Below are 19,962 nucleotides of genomic sequence, written 5' to 3'. Positions count from 1 at the left end.
TCAGCTCGCCGCGAGAGGCACGCGCAGCAGGCGGTCGTCGTCGGAGCTGGGACTCCCGCGGCCGTCGGTGTTGTTCGTCAGCAGCCACAGGTCATCGCCGGCGACGACGGCGTCGCGGATGCGGCCGAACTCCCCCGCCCACAGGGCCTCGGGCTCGCCGACGACGGCGCCGCCCGAGACATCGACCGCCCACACCCGCTCACCGCGCAGCGACGCCACGAAGAGCGTGTCGCCCGCGGCGGCGAGGCCGCTCGGACTCGCGTCCGCCGGCGCCCAGGTGAGCACCGGATCGACGAACTCGGCGCCGCCTCCCGCACCCTCGTGCACCGGCCAGCCGTAGTTGCCGCCCGGCTCGATGCGATTGAGCTCGTCGAAGGAGTCCTGACCGAACTCGCTGGCCCACAGCGTGCCGTCCGCCGTCCACGCGAGACCCTGCACGTTGCGGTGCCCGTACGAATAGACGGCCGTCCCGAACGGGTTCCCCGGCGCCGGCTCCCCCTCCGGGGTCACCCGCAGGATCTTGCCGGCGAGCGACTCGCGGTCCTGCGCGACGTCGCGCTCGCTCGCATCGCCGGTCGCGACGTACAGCATCCCGTCGGGTCCGAACGCGATCCGTCCGCCGTTGTGCACACGATCGCGCGGGATGCCGTCGACGACGACCTCGGGCGACCCGAGCGTCCGGGCGCCCGGGGCTCCCCCGATCGTCATCCGCACGACGCGGTTGTCGTCCGCGGTGCCGACGTACGCGTAGAGCCACCCCTCGTCGCCCGGCGGGACCGCGAGCCCATGCAGACCGCCCTCGCCACCCGCGGACGCCTCCGCGACCGTTCCGGCCACCCGGGTCGCGCCGTCAGCGTCCACCTCGACGACGTCACCCGAGTCGCGCTCGCTGACGAGCCGCGTACCGTCGGCGAGAGCCACGGCCGACCAGGGCGCCGCGAGACCGACGGCCGCCGCGGCCGGCTCGCCCGCGGGGCGGAAGAAAGCGGGCCCGAGGTCTCCCGGCGATTCGGCCGTCGGACCGGCGGTGTTCGTCCCGCTCGGCGCCGGCGACACCACGCCGGACGCCCCACCGCCTGCGGGAGCGCACCCCGTGAAGAGTGCGGTCGCGACCGCGAGCCCTGCGACCGTGATCGGCGTGTTCCGGTGGCCCGCGCGCTGCGCTGTCGTCCGTCGCCTCATCGGGTCAGGCTACGGGGCGCCGAGCAGCGCCGCGGCGTCTTCGACCCATCCGTAGGCGATTCCCGGGTTCGCGAGGGTCTGCGCGTCGTCCGCCTGCGCGAACACGCTCACCACGACCGGCTCGGCGCTCTCCCGCTCGAGGTACCACGACCCCGCGAGCACGCCGGGCGAGCTTCCGCCCTTGAACCCGACGTAGGTCCACACGTCGTCGAACTGCGATCCCGGGTTCGCGGACAGGATCTCCCGGACGGGGGCTCCGGCATCCGTCCGGGCCCGCTCCTGCAGAGCGACGTGCGCAGCCGCGATGTCGTCCGGTGTCGCGAACCACTCGACGCCGTCGCGCCACGCGGGCGTCACGGCTCCGGCGGCGGAGAGGTCGGGCACCCCGGCGGGGATGCGCTCGAGCACCGAGGCGCGGGCCGTCGGGTCGCCGTCCGCCCCTGCCCAGAGGGTCCGCAGATCCTCCTCGCCGAACAGCAGCCAGAAGAGCTCGCGCGTCGTCGGGAACGGGATGTTCCGTTCGGCGGCGGTGGCTCCCATGTCCGTCATCGCCGCCTCGACGCGGTCCCGTCCCACCGCGAGGATGAGGGCGTCGGTCGCGGTGTTGTCGCTGATCGCGATCATCTTCTCGGCGGCCTCGCGCACCGAGACGGTCGACCCGTCGGGTAGATCCTGCAGCTCGCCGCTCGGCAGGCTCCGCACGCGGGCGTCGATGGTCAGCTCGTCGTCCCACGACAGCGTCCCCGCTTCGACCGCGTCGACGACCGCCCCGAGGACCCAGAGCTTGAACATCGACCCGATCGGCATCGGATCGGCGGACCCGAACCGCCGGTCGACCGACGGGTCCGCGTCGCCGACGGTGCTCACGGCGAGCGACGCCGCGAAGGGCGCGTCCTCGATCTGCTCGCCGAGTTCGTCCCACGACGCCGCGGGGGTGCGGTCGGCGACGGACTCCCCGAACAGGAGCCCGTCCATCAGTCCGTCCGGCGTCACCGAAACGCTCATGTCGTAGGCGACGTCCGACGCCTCGATCGTCACCCGTGCCTGCACGTCGGAGCCCTCGTAGCCGATGGGCGTCCACGGTGCCGCGGCGCGCAGGTCGGCGAACACGCTCTGCAGATCGGTCGCGCTGAGCTGATCGAGGATCGCCGCGTCGAAACGCTCCTCGATCTCCGCCGTCGTCGTCTCGTCGTCCCCGTTGATCTCGTCGAGGACCCACTGGGACTGCATCCCCACCGGGGTCTCGGGAATCGCGACGGGCGATGCCGAGCCCCCCGGGGCCGGTGCGTCCGTCTCGTCGGTGCTGCAGGCCGTGAGCGTCGCCGCGAGAGCGAGCGCCGTCGCGACCGCGACCGTTCGTCGGGTGATCCGCCGGGAGGCCCGGCGGGTCGGTGCGGAGGGTTCGGATGCCGTGTGCGTTTCGATGCGAGGTTCCACTCCTCCAGCCTGCCAAAGCCGTCGCCACCGGCGCCTCCCCCGTCCGGCGGAGGCGCCGGTAGCGTGGGACGGGTGGATCCGATCGTCGCGACCTTCCTGATCCTCGGCGCGGCGATCGCCGCGTTCCTCTCAGCACGCGTGCCGCTCGAGGTCGTCGCGGTGGGCGTCGCCGTCGCGCTGTGGGCGACCGGCGTCCTGTCGTTGCCCTCCGCCCTCGCCGGATTCGGCGACCCGACGGTGCTGTTCATCGCGAGCCTGTTCGTCGTCGCGACGGCGCTCGAGACGAGCGGCGTCACCCGCTGGGTCGGCGGGGTCATCCTCGCGCGCGCGGGAACGCGGCGGGGCGGCGTCCTCGTCCGGCTCGGCGGCATCGCCGCCGTGCTGACCGCGCTCATCAGCATCAACGGCGCCGTCGCCGCGCTCATCCCCGTCGCGGTCGTCATCGCCCGACGCTCGCGGATCCCGACGTCCCAGCTGATGATCCCCCTCGCCTTCGTCGCGTCGGCGGCCTCGCTGCTGACGCTGACCGGGACGCCGGTGAACGTCGTGGTATCCGAGCTCGCGGCATCCGAGGCGGGTCGCTCGTTCGGCTTCTTCGAGTTCGCCCTCGTCGGCGTGCCGCTGACGATCGCCACGGTCGCCGTCGTCGTGACGCTCGGCCCGCGGCTGCTCCCCCGGTGCGGGCCCGAGCCCGAACCGGCGGAGCTCTCCGACCGCGAGAGCGAAACCCTCTCGCTCGTACCCGAGGTCGTGCGGACCGGCGCCGTCCGCACGCGGCGGCGGGCCCGCACCGGCTTCCGGCGCACCGTCGTCATCACCGCCGCGATGGTCGTCGTCCTGGCGACCGGCGCCGTGCCCGCAGCGATCGCCGGCCTGCTGGCGGCCGGAGCGCTGATCCTCACCCGGGTCGTCCGGCTGCCCGACCTCTACACGGGCATCTCGTGGACGACCCTCGTGCTCATCGCGGGGATGATCCCGCTGTCGGTCGCCTTCCTCGACACGGGAGCCGCGGACCTCGTCGCGGACGGCCTGCTCGCCGTCGTCGGCGCCGCCGACCCGCACATCGCGCTGCTGGTCGTCTGCGTCGTGGTCGTCGTCCTCGGCCAGTTCATCTCCAACGTCGCGACGGTGCTGATCGTCGCACCCGTCGCGACCTCCGTCGCCACGAGTCTCGGCGTCAGCCCCCTGCCCTTCCTCATGGCCCTGACCGTTGCCGGAGCCGCCGCGTTCCTGACGCCCGTGGCCACTCCCGTCAATCTCATGGTCATGTCCCCGGGCGGATACCGCTTCGGCGATTACTGGCGGCTCGGGCTGCCGCTCGCGCTGCTGTTCCTCGCCGCCGCCGTGCTCTACGTGCCGCTGATCTGGAGATTCTGACGCGGACGCGACCCCGGCAGGGCGTCGCGACCCGTCACTCCGCCGGCAGCGAGAGTTCGCGCGCTCTGTCCCAGGGCTCGGTCCACCCGAGTCGCGTGAAGATCTCGTCGAGCAGCATCGCCGTGAACCCCCAGACGAGGTGCCCACCGGTTGCCGGACCGACGAGGAAGCCGGGCCCGCGCCATTCCCGACCATCGCGGCGGAGGACCGTCGTGACGCGGTGGGCGGGATCGAGCAGGTCGGCGACCGGCGCGCGGAAGACGGCGGCGGACTCGGCGACATCGACCACCCGCACCTTCGACGGGCGCCGCCACCAGGCCAGGACCGGCGTCACGAGGTGGCGGGAGTACTCCAGCGGCACGGGAGGAAGCTCCCCGAGGACGTCGACCCCGTCGGTGTCGAGCCCCGTCTCCTCGCGTGCTTCGCGCAGCGCCGTGGCGACGGCGTCCTCATCCCCCGGGTCGACCCGGCCGCCGGGGAGGGCGACCTGTCCGGGGTGCGATCTCAGAGTCGCGGCCCGAGCGAGGAGCAGCACGTCGAGATCGCGCGAGAGCGCCGCCTCGGGCGCGTGATCGCTCGGATAGCCGTCGAGGACGCCGAACAGGATGAGGACCGCGGCGGCGCGGGTGACGGACCCCGCCTCGACCGAGCGCGCGCCGTCACCCCGGCGGAGCGACGGCACGAGGTCGGGCGCGCCGGCCAGAGCGGCGGCGAGCCCCTCGAGCTGCGCCCGCGCGGCGGCGGCGGACGGCTCGGCGGGCATGGCACCCAGGCTACGCCCGGGACGGGCACGCCCGAACCCGGCGAGCGCTCGACCGGGAACGCGTCAGCGACGCGCGCCGTCGAAGAACCCGGCCAGCAGGACATGCCCGAGCGGCAGCACCGACAGCGCCATGAGAACCGTTCCGAAGGTCTCGTCGTCGGGACGCAGCAGCACGCCGCCGACGAGGAGTCCCGCGAAGACGATGCCCGAGACCGCACGCCGGCCGAGCCGCTCGAGGCGCGACATGCGGCGCTCGAGCCGGCGGCTGTCGAAGTCGAGGTTGCCGTCCTGCAGGTGCGTGATCAGGTCGTCGAGGCGCCGCGGCAGACGCATCGTGACGTCGGCCAATGACATCGCGCGCTGGGCGGCCTCGCGCATGATGCCGCCGCGCTCCTCGTTCAGCAGACGCAGCGCGTACGGCTCGACGGCATCCCACACGTTGAAGTCCGGATCGATCGACGTGCAGACCCCGGAGGTGAGGGATGCCGCGCGCACGACGAGCAGGAAGTTCTCGGGCAATTGGAACGGCAGCGCCCGCGCGAGCTCGCCGAACTCCTCGCCGAAGTCTCGGAACTCCCGCGGATCGACGTGCCGGAGCTCGGCGAACCCCATGCCGCCGAAGCGCGCGAACAGCTGCGTCATCGCGCGCTCGAGCTCGCGGACGTCGGCGCTCGGCAGCAGGGCGCCGACCTCGCCGATCCCGGCGACGAGCGCCTTGCCGTCGCGCGCCGCGACGGCGACGAGCACGCGGCGGAGCGCCTCGCGGGTGCCGGGCGAGATCTCGCCCATCATCCCGAAGTCGATGAAGGTGAGCCGCCACGCGGGCGCGTCGGGCGACGCGCCCGCCGGGCGCGGGGTGACGAAGACGTTGCCCGGGTGCGGGTCGGCGTGGAAGTAGCCGAAGCCGAAGAACTGATCGAACATGACCGAGGCGAAGGCGGCGGCGACCTCGGCCGGGTCGATGCCCGCGGCGCGCAGGCCGGCGGCATCCGTGATCTTGATCGCCGTCACATCGGCGAGGGTGAGCACCTTGCCCGTCGAGCGCTCCCACGCGACCTCGGGGACGGCCACACGGGGGTTCTGCGCGAACTCCTCGCGGAAGCGCTCCGCGTTGGCGGCCTCGTGACGGTAGTCGATCTCGTCGAGGCTCGTGACGGCGAACTCCTCGACGAGTGCGGGCATGTCGACGCGCTGCGAGACGATGCGGATGCGTCGCAGCCACTGCGCGATGCGGCGGAGCGCCGCGAGGTCGACCTCGACGATCGCGTCGATGCCCGGTCGCTGCACCTTGACGACGACCTCGGTGAAGCCGGCGTCGGCGGCCTGATCGGCGGTCAGGGTGGCGCGGTGCGCCTGGCCGAGGGATGCCGCGGCGAGCGGGACGGGGTCGAACGAGGCGTAGGCGCGATCGAGCGGAATCCCGAGCTCGGCCTCGGTGGCCGACCGGATGAGCGCGAAGTCGACCGGCGGGACCTCGTCCTGGAGGCCCTGGAGCTCGGTCGTGATCTCGGGCGGCAGCACGTCCAGACGCGAGGACATGAACTGCCCGACCTTGATCATGAGGCCGCCGAGGTCCACGGCGAGGGCGTGGAAGCGGCGGGCGATGCGCCGCATCCGCTTCGGACGACTCCGCTCGGCCAGCCGGGTCAGGCCCACGCGCGGCAGGAACAGCTCGAACCACCACGTCTGCACGAGCGCTCGCGCGGCGAATCGGAGAATCCGCCGATACCGCGCGCGCGTGACCGCATCGCCCGGCCGCGTGGGCGATCCGGGCGATGCGGTCGGGGACGCGGAAGCCGCGACCACCCCGGTCAGGCCTGCGCGAGAAGGGCGTAGAGCTTGCGGCGCGCGTCGTCGAGGATCTCGACGGCCTGCTGAACCTGCTCCGCCGACCCGCTGCGACCGACCTGAGCGGCAGCCTGTGCGAGCTCGACGCCGGCCTTGGGCAGCGCCGTCATGCGGTGGTGATCACGCGTGGTGCTCTCCCACGGCGCGGGCTTCTCGCCCGACTCGGCGGCTGCCGCCCGTCCCGCCTCGGTGAGCGAGTACGTCTTGCGACCGTTCGACTCCTCGGCCTGGATCAGGCCCTCGTCGGCGAGCAGCTGGAGCGTCGGGTAGACCGAGCCGGCGCTCGGCTTCCACGAGCCGCCGCTGCGCTCCTCGATGCGCTGGATGATCTGGTAGCCGTGCATCGGCTGCTCGGCGAGGAGCGCGAGCACGGATGCCCGGACGTCGCCGCGGCCGACGCGCGTGTTGACCTTCTGCTCGAAGGTCGAACGAAGCTGGTCGAAGGCCTCGAAGACGTTGTTGCCGAGGTCGCTGACGTTGAATCCGCCGCGTCCTCCGAAGATGTTGCCGGCCCCGCTGCCGCTGTCGCGACCGCCGAAACCGCCGGTGGGGAATGTTCCGCTCATGCTGACCTCCCAGGTCTCGTTACCGATACTCAACGATATATCGCTCACCGGGGGACGGGAAGGGTTCGGACGGAACGCTCAGGATGCCGCGCACACCTCCCCGATGTCAGGGGCGCGCCACGATGTCGTCGGCGTTCTCCGCGATCCACTCCATGAGCGGCATCATGCGCTCCATGAGATCCTCACCCCGCGGGGTGAGGGCGTAGTCGACACGCGGCGGCACCTCCGGGTGCGCCGTCCGGACGACGAGCCCGTCGGCCTCGAGGGTGCGGAGGGTCGAGGCGAGCATCTTCTCGCTGATGCCCTCGACGGTCCGGCGCAGCTCGCCCCAGCGCGCCGTCCCATCGGTCAGGTTCATCAGGACGAGGACGCCCCACTTGCTCATGACGTGATCGAGGACCGTTCGCGTCGGGCAGTTCTCGCGGAAGACCGCGTCATGCTGCTGCTGCAGCCGCCCCAGACTCACTTTCACGTGGGTACCTTACTCGAAAGTGGGTACCCCTCGCGTGGAATGCTGAGAGTCCGAGCCGCGGTTGCTTCGATCGACACCCGATCGAAAGGATCACGATGACCATCCTCGTCACCGGCGCGAGCGGCCACTTCGGCCGCCTCGTCGTCGACTCGCTCCTCGCCCGCGGCACCGCTGCCGACACCATCGTCGCGGGGGCTCGCGATGTCTCGAAGGTCGCCGATCTCGCGGCCCGCGGCGTGCGGACGGCACGCGTCGACTACGACGACCCGGCCTCCCTCGCCGAGGCTTTCGCGAGCATCGACGCCCTCCTCCTCGTCTCGGGTTCGGAACCCGGAAGCCGCGCGGACGGACACCGCAACGTCGTCTCGGCCGCCGCAACCGCCGGGGTGTCGAGATTCGTCTACACGAGCGCGCCGAAGGCCGACACATTCGATTGGGCGCTGGGCGCCGACCACCGTGCGACCGAGGCCGCGATCGCCGAGAGCGGCCTGCCGGCCGTGGTGCTGCGCAACAACTGGTACATCGAGAACTTCGTGCCGGACGTGCAGCGGGCAGCGGAGTCCGGCGTCATCGCGGCATCCGTCGGCGCGGCCGTGATCGCCCCGGCGACGCGTGCAGACCTCGCCGAGGCCGCCGCGGTCGTGCTGCTCGACGACGGCCACATCGGAGCCGTGTACGAGCTCGCCGGCGACACGCGCGTGAGCTACGACGACATCGCCGCCGCGGCGGCCGAGGTGCTGGAGCGCGACGTCACCTACGTGTGGCTCACCGAGGCCGAGCACGTCGCGGCGCTCGAGCACGCCGGACTCGACACCGGCACGGCGGCCTTCGTCGCCGGGATCGACGCCGGCATCCGCGACGGAGTCCTGGATGTCGAGGACGCGACCCTCTCGCGTCTGATCGGCCGGCCGACGACGTCGTTCGTCGACGGCATCCGCGCGGCGCTGTCCTGAGAACCGCCGAGCCGGCGCGTCGTCACCGTCCGGTCAGGGCGGTGACATCTCCAGCGGCGCGCCGGCTCGGCCCTCGGCGGGCCGAGGACTCAGTTGAGGGGTCGGGTCGAGGCCGGGATGACACCGTTCGCATAGAGCTGCTGCGCGACATCCTGCAGCGCCGTCAGCGCGACCCGCTGCGTCGTCGGCCCGTAGGAGATGCGGGCGACGCCGAGGTCTTCGTACTCGCTCGCCGTCAGCGCGCCCGGGAGCCCGATGACGCTGAGCTTGCGCTCACCCAGACCGTCCACGAGCTGACGCGTGATGTCGGCATCGAGGATGCCGGGGACGAACACGACGTCGGCGCCCGCGTCGAGGTAGGCACGACCGCGCTCGATGGCGTCCGCGATCGACTCCTCGGTCGACCGGTCGCCGGCACGGACGAAGGCATCGGTACGCGCGTTCAGGGCGAAGGGAACACCCTCAGCCTGGCCGGCGCGGACGATCGCCTCGACGGCGGCGACCGAGTCCGCGAGGGGCTGGAGCCGGTCCTCGACATTGGCTCCGACGATGCCGACGCCGATCGCGCGTCGGGTCGTCTCGCCCGGGTCGCCGAATCCGGCGTCCAGGTCTGCGGTGACCGGCACGTCGCCGGCGACCTTCACGATCCGCGCCACCATGTCGAGGACGAGCCCGAGCGGGATGTCGGTGCCGTCCTCGTAGCCGAAGCTGGCGGCGATCGAGTGCCCGGCGGTCGCGATCGCGCGCGTCTCGGGCAGAGCGAGGATCGCCTCGGCGGAGACGACGTCCCACACGTTGACGACGCGCAGGATCTCGGGGGCGGCGTGGAGGTCGGACAGGGTCTGGGCGCGCTCGGCGGGGGTGGTCATGCGCTCACGCTATCCACCGCGGCCGACACGGTCGCGCCCTTGCGGACGGACGCATCCCGTGTCAGGCCGAATCGGTGGACACCGCCGGGCATCAGCCCTGACGGCCCTTGTAGCGCGGGTTCCGTCTGTTGATGACGTACACCCGACCGCGCCGGCGGACGACCTGAGCCCCCGGCTGGTTCTTGAGCGACCTGATCGAGGCACGGACCTTCATGACGACCTCCAATTGAGAATGGTTGTCAATAGGATACGGTGGATGACCGCGCCCGCAACCCGGGCTCGTCCACCCAGACCGGAAAGCCTCGCCGTGACACCTCGGATCCTCATCACCGGCGTGTGCAGCGCCGAACGACGCCGCTACGCCCGCCTCGCCGGCATCGCACTCCGCCGCTCCGGGCGGCACGTCGTCGACCTGCCGGCGGACGCCGACCCCCGCATCGCGCACCGGTCTCTCGACGACGCCGACTCGATCTGCATCGTCGATGCGCGCCACGCGCTCTCGGATCTGCGAGACGAGGCCCCGCTGCGCCGTGCCGTCGATGCGGGCGACGCGCGCGGCGACGTCGGCGCGCGAGCGCGGCAGGCGGCGACCCTCATCGAGGGATCGACGGCCGTCGTCATCGTGAACTGGGAACGCGTGCCGACGGTCGCTCTCTCGATCCTCATGGCGCTCGTCTCGCACCTTGCCCCGACCGCACGCGTCCGGCTGAGTCGCGGCGTGCCGGACGACCTGCGCGCATTGGACCACGACAGCGGACGCCCCTCGACACCGCCTGGCGAGCGACCCGGCTGGACCCGCGCCCTGAACGGCGCTCACGACCCCTTCCTCACCGACCGGCGGGTCACGACCCTGCACTACGAGCAGCTGAGGCCGCTGCATCCCGAACGTCTCCTGTCGGCGCTCGACACCCTCGAGTCGGGCCGCTTCGGCGTCGTCGTCCGGTCGATGGGCGTCTGCCGACTCGCGACGCGGCCCCACCGCCCGGCGCGGTGGGAGCAGTCGGGCTCGGCGATGTGGCTCGATCCGCTGACCGGCGATCACGGGTTCGACGACACCGGCCAGGATCTCGCCATCACCGGCATCGATCTGAACGGCGAGGCGGTCTCGCGCCTGCTCGACGAGGCCGCGCTGGATGACCGCGAACTGGCGGCCGGGCCGCTCGCGTGGCTCGAGTACGCCGACGCTCTGCCCGCGTGGCCGGTCGTGACCGCCGACGACGGCGGCCCCGGCCTCGATCGCTGACGCCGCCCGCGGCGAGCGATGGACCTGCCTCTTGCCGAACAGGTGCCGAAGGCGCAAGGATGAAACGAATCAGCGGGCAAACGCTTTCCGACTCTTTCCCCTGCGTCGGCACGCTGCATCCTCACCACCGATCGAAGGAGATCACGTGCGTTCGACTCGTCCCCCCGGAGCGAGAACATTCACCGCGGTCCTGGCCGCCGCGGGCCTCATGGCGACGGGCCTCGTCGCGGCCGGTCCGGCATCGGCCGAGACCGGCGCCGCGGCGCCCGGTGTCGACCTCGCCTTCGACTTCGGCGGCCCCAGCACGCCCGTCGCGGCCGGCTGGACCGGAGTCCATCCCGGAACGACGTACGCCGCCGACCGCGGCTACGGCTTCCTGACTCCCCCGGCCGCAGGCGGCTTCCGCGACCGCGGCGGCGACGACCTCATGCGGCGGGACTTCACGATCGGCGCGGGCCAGGTGTTCGCCGTCGACGTCCCCGACGGCGTCTACGAGGTGACCACCTGGGCGGGCGACCTCATCGCCGGCAACAGCACGAGCTTCGACATCGAGGGCACCGCGTTTGCCGGCCCCCGCACGAGCTCCGGCGCCGTCCACGAGCAGAACTTCCCCGCCGTCGCGGTGTCGGACGGTCAGCTGACGGTGCGGGTGACCGGCGGCGACGGCCGCATCAACGGCATCCGCGTGCAGTCTCCCCTCGCCGCTCCCGCCGCTCTCGCGGCGGATGTCGACGCGGATGCCGAGAGCGTCGCACTCAGCTGGGATGCCGTTCCCGGTGCGACCGGCTACGCGATCCTGCGCGGGACGGTCGGCGGCGAGCTGACCGAGATCGGGCGCACGACCACGCCGGGCTACGTCGACACCGCCGTCGAGCTCGGGGAGGGCTACGACTACGCGCTGGCGACGGTCGTCGGGGAACGCGTATCGCGCACCGGCGAGCGCCTCAGCATCTCGGTGAGCGACCCGGGCGTCGCCGCGCCCGCCGTGGCCACGGGCCTGACGACCGCGGCGATCGAGCGCGATTCGATCACGCTCTCGTGGGATGCCGCCGACGACGCGGTCCAGTGGAAGGTGTTCCGCTCGACCCGCGCCGACCTGCCGTTCGAGCTCGTCGGCACCGCCGAGCAGGCGACCTTCACCGACACCGACGTGCTGACGACCCGCCCGTACCTCTACCAGGTCGTCGCGCAGAACGCCGGCGGCTCGGCGGAGGCGTCGGCCGTCCACGAGACCGAGATCGCGACGACCCTCGTCCGCCAGGCCGAGTATCTCGACCGCGCCCCCGTGGCCGTGTCGACCGATGCCGGCGTGTACGTCGGGTGGCGTCTGCTCGGGCTCGACGATCGCGACCTCGCCTTCACGGTCTACCGCGACGGCGAGAAGATCACCGCCGAGCCGGTCAGGGGCTCGACCAACCTCGTCGACCCGGACGGCGATGCCGATTCGACCTATCTCGTCACCGCCCTCGTCGACGGGCGCGAGGTCAGCGTCACGGACGAGTTCGGCGTCTGGGGAGATCAGTACCTCGACGTCGCCCTCGACAAGCCGGCCGACATGACCCTGCCCGACGGCAACACCGTCACCTACGCGCCCGGCGACGGCACGGTCGGCGATGTCGACGGCGACGGCGAGTACGAGCTGGTGTTCCTGTGGAACCCGTCGATCTCGAAGGACAACTCGCAGTCGGGCTACACCGGCAACGTCTACATCGAGGCGGTGAAGCTCGACGGGACGTCGCTGTGGCGCATCGACCTCGGCCGCAACATCCGTGCGGGAGCGCACTACACGCAGCTCGAGGTCTTCGACTTCGACGGCGACGGCTCGGCCGAGGTCGCGGTCAAGACGGCCGACGGCACCGTCGACGGCGTCGGCACCGTCATCGGCGACCCCGCCGCCGATCACCGCAACAGCGGCGGGTACATCCTCGCGGGGCCGGAGTACCTCACGGTCTTCGACGGCGGGACCGGCGCGGCGATCGACACCGTCGACTACGTCCCCGGCCGCGGCAACGTCGCCTCCTGGGGTGACAACTACGGCAACCGCGTCGACCGCTTCCTGGCGGGCGTCGCGTATCTCGACGGCGAGCGCCCGTCGCTCGTGACGAGCCGCGGCTACTACACGCGCACGGTCATCGTCGCGTGGGATCTCGTCGACGGCCGCCTCGTCGAGCGGTGGACGTTCGATTCGAACGACGCCGGCCGCGAGTACGAGGGGCAGGGCAACCACCAGTTCACGACCGCGGACGTCGACCGCGATGGACTCGACGAGATCGTGTTCGGTTCGCTGACCATCGACCACGACGGCACGCCGCTGTACAACACGCGTCTCGGACACGGCGACGCGCTGCACGTCGGCGACTTCGTCACCGACCGACCGGGTCTCGAGGTGTACTCGGTGCACGAGAGCCCGTCGGGCAACGGCGGGATCATCGCGTCGATGCGGGATGCCGAGACCGGCGAGATCCTGTGGTCGAACCGGGGCAGCCGCGACACCGGACGCGGAACGGTCGCCGACATCGACCCGACGTCACCGGGCGCCGAGGCGTGGAACATCGGCGGCGACTTCGCCTGGAACTCCCGCACCGGATCGCTCAACGCCGCCGACGGCGAACTGCTGTCGAACGACATCCCCGCGGCGAACTTCGTGACGTGGTGGGACGGCGATCTCCTTCGTGAGATCACCGACCACGACTACGACGCCACGACCTCGACCGGCGTCCCGACGATCTCGAAGTGGGATCACGAGGAGCGGGAATCGGTGCTCGTGAAGCGTTTCGAGGGCACCCTCACGAACAACACGACGAAGGGCAACCCGGTCATCCAGGCCGACCTCTTCGGCGATTGGCGCGAGGAGATCGCGGTCCGCTGGGCCGACGGCAACGGCATCCGCATCTACACGACGACCGACGAGACGGCCGAGCGCATTCCGACGCTCATGCACGACTCGCAGTACCGCCTCGCGGTGGCGAACCAGAACTCGGCCTACAACCAGCCGCCGAACCCGTCGTTCTTCCTGGGCGCGGGGATGGCGGAGCCGCCGATGGCGTCGATCTCGTACGTCGGCTCGCCCGAGGCGGACGAGAGCGCGCCGGTCATCGGTGGACTGCCTACCGGCGTCGTCGTCGCGACGACCCCGCTGCAGCTCGCGGTGACCGCGGAGGACGCCGAGAGCGGCGTGCGCTCGGTTTCGGTGCGGATCGGCGGCGAGACCTTCGGCCCGGATGCGGCCGTGGACCTCACCGCGCTGGGTCTGGCCGGCGAGGTCGTGGTCACGGCCACGGCGGTCAACCACGCGGGCCTCGTCAGCGAGGCGACGTCGACGATCGTCGTCGTGCCCGAAGACGGCGCCTCGAGCGCTCCGGGTCGCGGCGTGCTGTCGTCGACGAGCGGGTGGGCGTCGGGCCTGCACGACGGCACCTTCGACGTCGTGATGAACCTCTGGTGGGGCACGCCGGGCAGCGTGTACCGGCTCTTCGAGAACGGCGAGCTGATCGAGACGCGCGTCGTCCCGGCGCGCGGCACCTCCCAGGAGATCCGCAGGCCGATCACCGACCGCGGCAACGGCATCTACGTCTACACGGCGGAGCTGCTGAACTCCCGCGGCACCACGGCGACGCTCTCGACGACGGTCCGCGTGACGGATGCCGCGCCCGCGGCGCCCGTGGTCTCGCACGACAACCACGGTGGTGCGACGTCGTTCACCGCGACCGCGAACCTGTGGTGGGGCACGAACGCCACCGCGTACCGGTTCGAGCTCGACGGGCAGGTCGTCGCCTCGGGCGACCTCACCGCCCAGAGCCCGCGGGCGCAGCGCGCAACGGCGCAGCTGAGCGGCGTCGCCCCGGGTGAGCACACCCTGGTCGCCGTGTTCTCGAACGCGCACGGCGAGACCGCGTCGAAGCCGGTCACGGTGCGCGTGCGGTAGCCGGCACGGGGAACGACGACGGGGTGGAGCTCTTCGGCTCCACCCCGTCGTCGTTCCCGGTTCAGCTCACGAGTCGGTCGTCCCCGCGCGCCGGCGCATCGCGCGACGCGCGACCAGGAGCAGCAGCCCACCCGCGAGCAGGGCCGAGCCGAGCAGCGCTCCCGACCAGACCGCATCGGAGTCCGACCCGGTGGCGGCCAGCGCACCGCGCTCGGCCGCCCCCGCCGGTGACCCCACGGCTCCCGCGGAGCCGCCGGTCCCGGTTCCGTCGGCGCCGCCGGGCAGTCCGCCTCCCGGGTCGCCCGGCGTCCCCGGCGCGCCGGGCGTCTCGGGCTGCGCGGGGGTCTCGGGCTCCACCGGCGCCGGCACGACGGTGAACAGCGACACCGGCGAGTAGTCGACCGCGCCCCACGGGTCGCTCGTGCGCACGTACCAGCCGCGCTCGCCCGTGTCGGGCAGCGCCCACGTCGCCGTCAGGATGGTGCCGCTCGGCACGCCCGCGAACGACTCGATCTCGGTGGCGCCGAGGATCTCGGCCGAGAACGCGTCGGTCCCGAGGGTGCGCTCGCCCGGCTCGATCCGCAGCTGGTCGTAGCCGATGGCGAACTCCTGCTCCGAGTAGTCGCCGGCGCCGGCAGGCCCGGCGAGGCTCGGCTCGTCGGAGTTGTAGCGGTCGAGCGAGGGCGAGTAGGTGCGCACGAGCATCTGGCGCCCCTCGTTGTCGAAGTGCAGGAGCCGGAGGAAGCCCTGACCACCCTCGGGCAGGCCCTGGTAGTCGAACAGCATGTACGAGACCGCGCGTTCCCCGATGCCGTCGCCGTCGTCGTCGAACGTCTCGGTGCGCGTGAACGCGTCGTGGTAGTGCCCCGAGAGCACCATCCGCACGTTCGGATTCGTCGCCACGACTTCGTCCTCAACCCGCTGCGGGATGTCGCCGAGTCCGCCCGTCGTGAGCATGAACTCGTGCTGCGCGATGATCGCGACGCGCTCGGGGTACTGCGCGAGCACCTCGTTCATCCAGGCGATCGACTCGTCTCCGGGCAGCCATCCGGTGTAGAGCATCAGGAAGTCGATGCCGCCGGCCGAGACGAGGTCGTAGTGTCCGCGGTTGTTCTGGAAGCTGCCGCCGAACCAGGGGTTGCCCGCGAAGCGGTCGTCACCGAAGAACCGGCCGTAGTTCGTGTAGTCCTCGAGGTGGTTCCCCACGTCGTGGTTGCCGGCCAGCACGCCGTAGGGAATGCCGGCGCCGTCGAGGATGTCGTAGGCGAGGTCGGCGTTCTCCCACTGGTACTCCTGATCCCAGTCGTCGACGATGTCGCCCGTGTGGAACATGTACTGCAGATTCAGCGCCTCGCGCCGCTCCTGCAGGTACTCGTGGATCGCCGTCTGGTGGCGGTAGGGGCCGCCGGGCAGCGTGTTCTCGTTGTAGTACTGCGTGTCGGACTCCCAGGCGATCGTGAAGTCGTACGCGGAGCGCGGCACGTCCGCGGCGTTGTGCGGCTCGACGACGTCGCCGCGCGCGGTCAGGTCCGCACCGGCGAAGCCTTCGGAGTGCTGGACGAGCAGACGCACCGCTCCCCCGACGTCGTGGCCGGCGACGGGAACGACGCCCGCGAGCGCGATCGCTTCGTCGTCGGATGCCGCGACCGCCCGGTCGACCTCGTCCCACCCGCTGCCGTCCGCGCGCATGGCGGAGAGGATCACGGTGGCCCCGGCGTTGGCACGACCCGACCAGCTCGAGCGCACCGCGGCGGCGGCGTCGCCTTCGCCCACCGCGACGTCGAAGAGCTGGTAGGGGAAGGCGGACGAGCTGGCGATGTCGTCGGAGATGCCGTCCGCGGCGGCGAGCGTGCGCACCTGGTCCGAGGTCAGCGCCTGCCCCTCGCCGCGCTCGGTCGTGCCGGCGTCGGCGACCGTGCCCGACTGGGCCCTCACGTCGCCGTCCTCGAGGTCGAGGCGTCGTCCCTCGAGGAACTGCACGTCGAGGGTGTCGCCCGTCGGGTCCTCGACCTTCGCCTGCAAGGTGACGTCGCCCGCGAAGACCTCGGCCCCGTCCGTCGGCTTCAGCAGACCGGCGCTCGGCTGCTCGGCGTAGGTCGTGAAGGTCGCGCTCCACTCGCGCACGTTGCCGACGGCATCCGTCGCGATGATCTCGACGACGTGGTCACCGGCTGCCAGCTCGACCGACGAGGTCTGGTGCGGCAGCGCGATCTCGCGACCATCGAGGCGGGCGACGACCGAGGCGACGCTCGAGCCCTCGTCGACGATCTCGGCGTCGATCGTGATCGGCCCCTGGTAGGCCGAGCCGTCGACGATCTGCGACGTCACCGACGGTGCGGTGTTGTCGACCTGCACCATGCGGGAGACGCTCGTCTCGCCGGCCGCGGCCGCGACCGTCGCCGACCCGTCGGCACGCTCGGACGTGTTCCAGTCGGCGCGCACGGCCGAGAAGGCGTCGTCGGCGATCGCGAAGCGGGCGTCGTAGAAGTCGAGCTTGCCCGTCGGGTTGCCGAACGAGGCTCCGGGGGTCTCGTTGGTGCTGTCGCCCATGCGGAGGACCGTCGCCGGGTCGGTGTAGCCCGCGGGGGTCAGCGTGCGGCCGTCCGGGAGCACGAGGCGGAGCGCCCGGATCTCGAAGTCGTCGTTGTTCTCGGCGAGATCGATCTCGGGTGCCTTCTTGGTGCCCGACCAGACGCTCACGACCAGGTCCTCGCCCTGCTGCACGTACGTCAGGGGCACCGGCGTCACGACCGTCTCCCACCCGGTCGTCCCCTTGTCGAAAATGGTCAGGACGTCGTCGCCGATGCGCACGCCGTTCTTGAAGTAGTAGTTGATGTTCGTCGTCTCGAAGACGAACAGCGGCTGACCCTCCAGAGCCGGCTCGGTCGGCACGGCCTCGCCGTCGATCGACAGCTCGATCGGGCTCGGGTAGTCGTCTCCCGCGGCGACGACCGGCGTCGTCCCCGTGACGAACTGTCCGTCGGTGAGGTTCAGCCGAACCGGGTCGGTCGTCGCTCCCGACACGGGGACGCGACGCACCTCCGTCTCGGCGACGTTGGTGCCGTCGGAGGCGGTGATCGTGTACTCGTACCAGCTCTTGCCGGTCAGATCGGCGGCCTGCAGGACGTGCGAGAGCACACCGGTGCCGTCGTCGACGAGGTTCCACCGCACCGGCTCGCGGTCGACGTCGTTGCTGATGGCGAGCGTGACCGTCCGCACCTGCACGTCATCGGTCACCGCAGCGGTGACGGCGAAGTTCTGCCCCGGCTCGATCGCCCCTGCGGTGCGGTCCTCGATCACCGGCGCCGACGTGTCGGCCGGGACGATCATGAGCCCCGCCGGGACCTGGTCGGCCTGGACGCGGCCGGGTGTCGCCGCGGCGACGTCGAGGATCCGCTGGGTGGTGAGGTCGTCAGTCGCGGTGTAGCGGATGCCGCGGTCCGCCGCGGTGTCCCTCGCGCCGTTCAGGTTGTAGAACGCGCTGCTGACGTGACGACCGGTGTTCGTCTCGATGGCGATGCCGCGCGCCGAGCCGTTGGCCATGCCCGCGGACGAGATCTCGACGAGGTCCTCCCCGAGCACCAGGTCGGTGCCGAAGTGACGGTTGAACTCGGTCGCGGTCAGAGCGTCGTTCGCGCCGTTCTTGATCCAGAACACGAGGGTGCCGCCGCCTGGGATGACGACGTCGGCGGGCACGGCCGGCCACACGGCCGAGCTGTTCGTGTCGGGATAGAGGTAGTCGATGACGTAGTCGGAGAAGTCGATCGGCGAGCTCGTCGCGTTGTAGACCTCGATGAACTCGTAGCCGTCGGCGCCGTTCACGTTCGCCGAGTCGGGCAGCAGCTCGGTGATCTGCAGCGGTGCGGTGACCACGTCGGGATCGGGCTGCGGGTCGAGCCCGGGCTGGGGGCTCGGCGCTGCGGTGGGGGTCGTGGTCGGCGTCGCGGAGGGCGTCGCGGTCGGCGCCGGCGTCGGCTCGCCCGGCAGCGGGGTCAGCGCTTCCGGCACCACCACGCCCGGGCTCGCCGCAGCGGGCTCGGCGAGCACCGGCATCCCGAGCTGCGCGGGGTCGGCCGGGATGCGGAAATGGGCGCTCTGACCCGGGGCGGTCGCGGTGCGGCCGTACGTGGACCAGCTGACGATCTCGCCGGCGCGCAGCACGCGGATGCCGCGGGGCGCGCCGTTGGCCATCCCCGACTGTCCGGTGACCCGCACCACGGCGGTGTCGTCCGCCGCGCCCCAGTGGGCGCGGAAGTCGGCCTCGCTGTGCGCGAACGAGTCGACGGCGCCGGTCGCGTAGCTCAGCCAGAACACGACGGTGCCGCCGGCGGGGATGACGGTGGGCTCCGCGATCGCGAGCGGGACGTCGCGGGCACGATCGGCGCCGTCGACGTAGATGTATGCGAACGAGAACCCGCCGGCGGCGAGGTCGATATCGGACGCCGTGGGGTTGTGGACCTCGAAGAACTCGAAGTGATCGTCGCCGACGTTGTCGGGTGCGATCTCGGTCACGATGAGCGGCCAGCTCGCGGCGGGCACGGGGTCGGGCTGCGGCTCCGGCTGCGCGCCCGGACGCTGCAGGGCCTCGGCGAGCACAGTGCCGGGCGACGGTTCGGCCTGCAGACCGAAGACGTCGAGGCCGAGCGCGGCCGCATCCTCGGGCAGCCGGAAGTGCACCGACGACCCGGCCGAGAAGCCGCCCGTCGGAGCGAACGACCACGACACGGTCTCGCCGCCCTGCAGCACGCGGACCCCGCGCGCGCCGCCGTTGGCGATGCCGGCCTGCCCGGTGAGCCGCACGACCTGGGTGTCCGCGTCCACGCCGTGGAAGGCGCGGAAATCGTCGGCCGTCCGTGAGAACGAGTCGACGTTCGCGGCGGTGTAGCTGACCCACAGCAGCGCCGTCTCATCGGGTCCGAGCACGAGCGGCTCCGCGACGAGCGCCTTGTCGCCGGTGCGGTCGGCCGAGTCGGCGAAGGTGTACGCGAAGGAGATCCCCGCCGCGGCGAGGTCGAGCGCGGCGCCCGAGGTGTTGTGCACCTCGACGTACTCGAAGTGGTCGTAGCCGACGTTGTCACCCTGGATCTCGGTGATCACCAGTGGCGCGGCGGTGGGAGGCTCGGCCGCTGTCGCGGGTGCGACGGACAGGAACGGAGCCACGCCGATCGCCAGTGCGGTGACGATCGAGACGGGCAGGATGCGGGCGCGCGAGCGCTCAGCGGACATGACGACCACCTTCGGTGCAGACGGGGATGCCGCGACGATACGAGTCGCGGGGCGTGCGCCGGTGAACCCGGGGTCACGGCGAGATGGCCGACGGGTGACGC

At 71.9% G+C, this 19,962-nt stretch carries 13 protein-coding genes; 4 read left to right on the top strand and 9 right to left on the bottom strand.

Translation table 11 applies throughout. The annotated features are described in order from the left end of the window. Together F6B42_RS12160 and F6B42_RS12155 are read right to left on the bottom strand one after the other, a co-directional pair. The gene (locus F6B42_RS12160; protein ID WP_150419953.1) at nt 1-1,182 is read right to left on the bottom strand and encodes a PQQ-dependent sugar dehydrogenase; all 1,182 of its coding nucleotides are present in this window, start codon (nt 1,180-1,182) and stop codon (nt 1-3) included. 9 nt (nt 1,183-1,191) lie between these two features. Beyond that, nucleotides 1,192-2,619 carry a serine hydrolase gene (locus F6B42_RS12155; protein WP_150419952.1) on the bottom strand — a complete coding sequence of 476 codons (1,428 nt, stop codon included), beginning with the start codon at nt 2,617-2,619 and terminating at the stop codon, nt 1,192-1,194. A 72-nt stretch (nt 2,620-2,691) separates the two neighbouring features. On the opposite strand from F6B42_RS12155, the gene F6B42_RS12150 reads away from it, so the two are divergent. Next, a complete protein-coding gene (locus tag F6B42_RS12150; protein ID WP_150419951.1) occupies nt 2,692-3,996 on the top strand; it encodes an SLC13 family permease in 1,305 nt (434 codons plus the stop codon). A 34-nt stretch (nt 3,997-4,030) separates the two neighbouring features. Here the strand turns inward: F6B42_RS12150 and F6B42_RS12145 are convergent, their stop codons facing one another. The 4 genes from F6B42_RS12145 to F6B42_RS12130 form a co-directional block, all read right to left on the bottom strand. Beyond that, nucleotides 4,031-4,759, bottom strand: coding sequence for an NUDIX hydrolase (locus F6B42_RS12145; protein ID WP_150419950.1), 729 nt, complete (start codon nt 4,757-4,759; stop codon nt 4,031-4,033). A 63-nt stretch (nt 4,760-4,822) separates the two neighbouring features. Further along, on the bottom strand, nt 4,823-6,565 hold the full coding sequence (locus tag F6B42_RS12140; protein ID WP_150419949.1) for an ABC1 kinase family protein: 1,743 nt from the start codon (nt 6,563-6,565) through the stop codon (nt 4,823-4,825). 5 nt (nt 6,566-6,570) lie between these two features. Further along, nucleotides 6,571-7,173 (bottom strand): PadR family transcriptional regulator, encoded by a 603-nt coding sequence (locus tag F6B42_RS12135; protein WP_150419948.1) that lies wholly within the window; start codon nt 7,171-7,173, stop codon nt 6,571-6,573. A 106-nt stretch (nt 7,174-7,279) separates the two neighbouring features. Beyond that, nucleotides 7,280-7,645: a winged helix-turn-helix transcriptional regulator gene (locus F6B42_RS12130; RefSeq protein WP_150419947.1), complete on the bottom strand. Its 366-nt coding sequence runs from the start codon at nt 7,643-7,645 to the stop codon at nt 7,280-7,282. A 95-nt stretch (nt 7,646-7,740) separates the two neighbouring features. Between F6B42_RS12130 and F6B42_RS12125 the strand changes: the two genes are divergently transcribed. Next, on the top strand, nt 7,741-8,598 hold the full coding sequence (locus tag F6B42_RS12125; RefSeq protein WP_150419946.1) for an SDR family oxidoreductase: 858 nt from the start codon (nt 7,741-7,743) through the stop codon (nt 8,596-8,598). A gap of 89 nt (nt 8,599-8,687) precedes the next feature. Here the strand turns inward: F6B42_RS12125 and F6B42_RS12120 are convergent, their stop codons facing one another. Further along, nucleotides 8,688-9,467, bottom strand: coding sequence for an isocitrate lyase/PEP mutase family protein (locus F6B42_RS12120; protein ID WP_150419945.1), 780 nt, complete (start codon nt 9,465-9,467; stop codon nt 8,688-8,690). Between the two features lie 91 nt (nt 9,468-9,558). Then, complete coding sequence (gene ykgO, locus F6B42_RS12115) at nt 9,559-9,681, bottom strand: type B 50S ribosomal protein L36 (protein ID WP_150419944.1); 123 nt, start codon at nt 9,679-9,681, stop codon at nt 9,559-9,561. A 93-nt stretch (nt 9,682-9,774) separates the two neighbouring features. On the opposite strand from ykgO, the gene F6B42_RS12110 reads away from it, so the two are divergent. Both F6B42_RS12110 and F6B42_RS15120 read left to right on the top strand, forming a co-directional pair. Beyond that, on the top strand, nt 9,775-10,710 hold the full coding sequence (locus tag F6B42_RS12110) for a GTP-binding protein (protein WP_223878477.1): 936 nt from the start codon (nt 9,775-9,777) through the stop codon (nt 10,708-10,710). 145 nt (nt 10,711-10,855) lie between these two features. Next, nucleotides 10,856-14,635, top strand: coding sequence for a rhamnogalacturonan lyase family protein (locus F6B42_RS15120; protein ID WP_150419942.1), 3,780 nt, complete (start codon nt 10,856-10,858; stop codon nt 14,633-14,635). Nucleotides 14,636-14,701: 66 nt separating this feature from the next. Here F6B42_RS15120 and F6B42_RS12100 read toward each other — a convergent pair whose 3' ends face one another. After that, nucleotides 14,702-19,861 (bottom strand): lamin tail domain-containing protein, encoded by a 5,160-nt coding sequence (locus F6B42_RS12100; protein ID WP_150419941.1) that lies wholly within the window; start codon nt 19,859-19,861, stop codon nt 14,702-14,704. Nucleotides 19,862-19,962 lie beyond the last annotated feature (101 nt).

The organism is Microbacterium radiodurans (assembly GCF_008710705.1).
Taxonomy (GTDB): domain Bacteria; phylum Actinomycetota; class Actinomycetes; order Actinomycetales; family Microbacteriaceae; genus Microbacterium; species Microbacterium radiodurans.
This window is presented reverse-complemented; position numbering and strand designations above follow the sequence as displayed.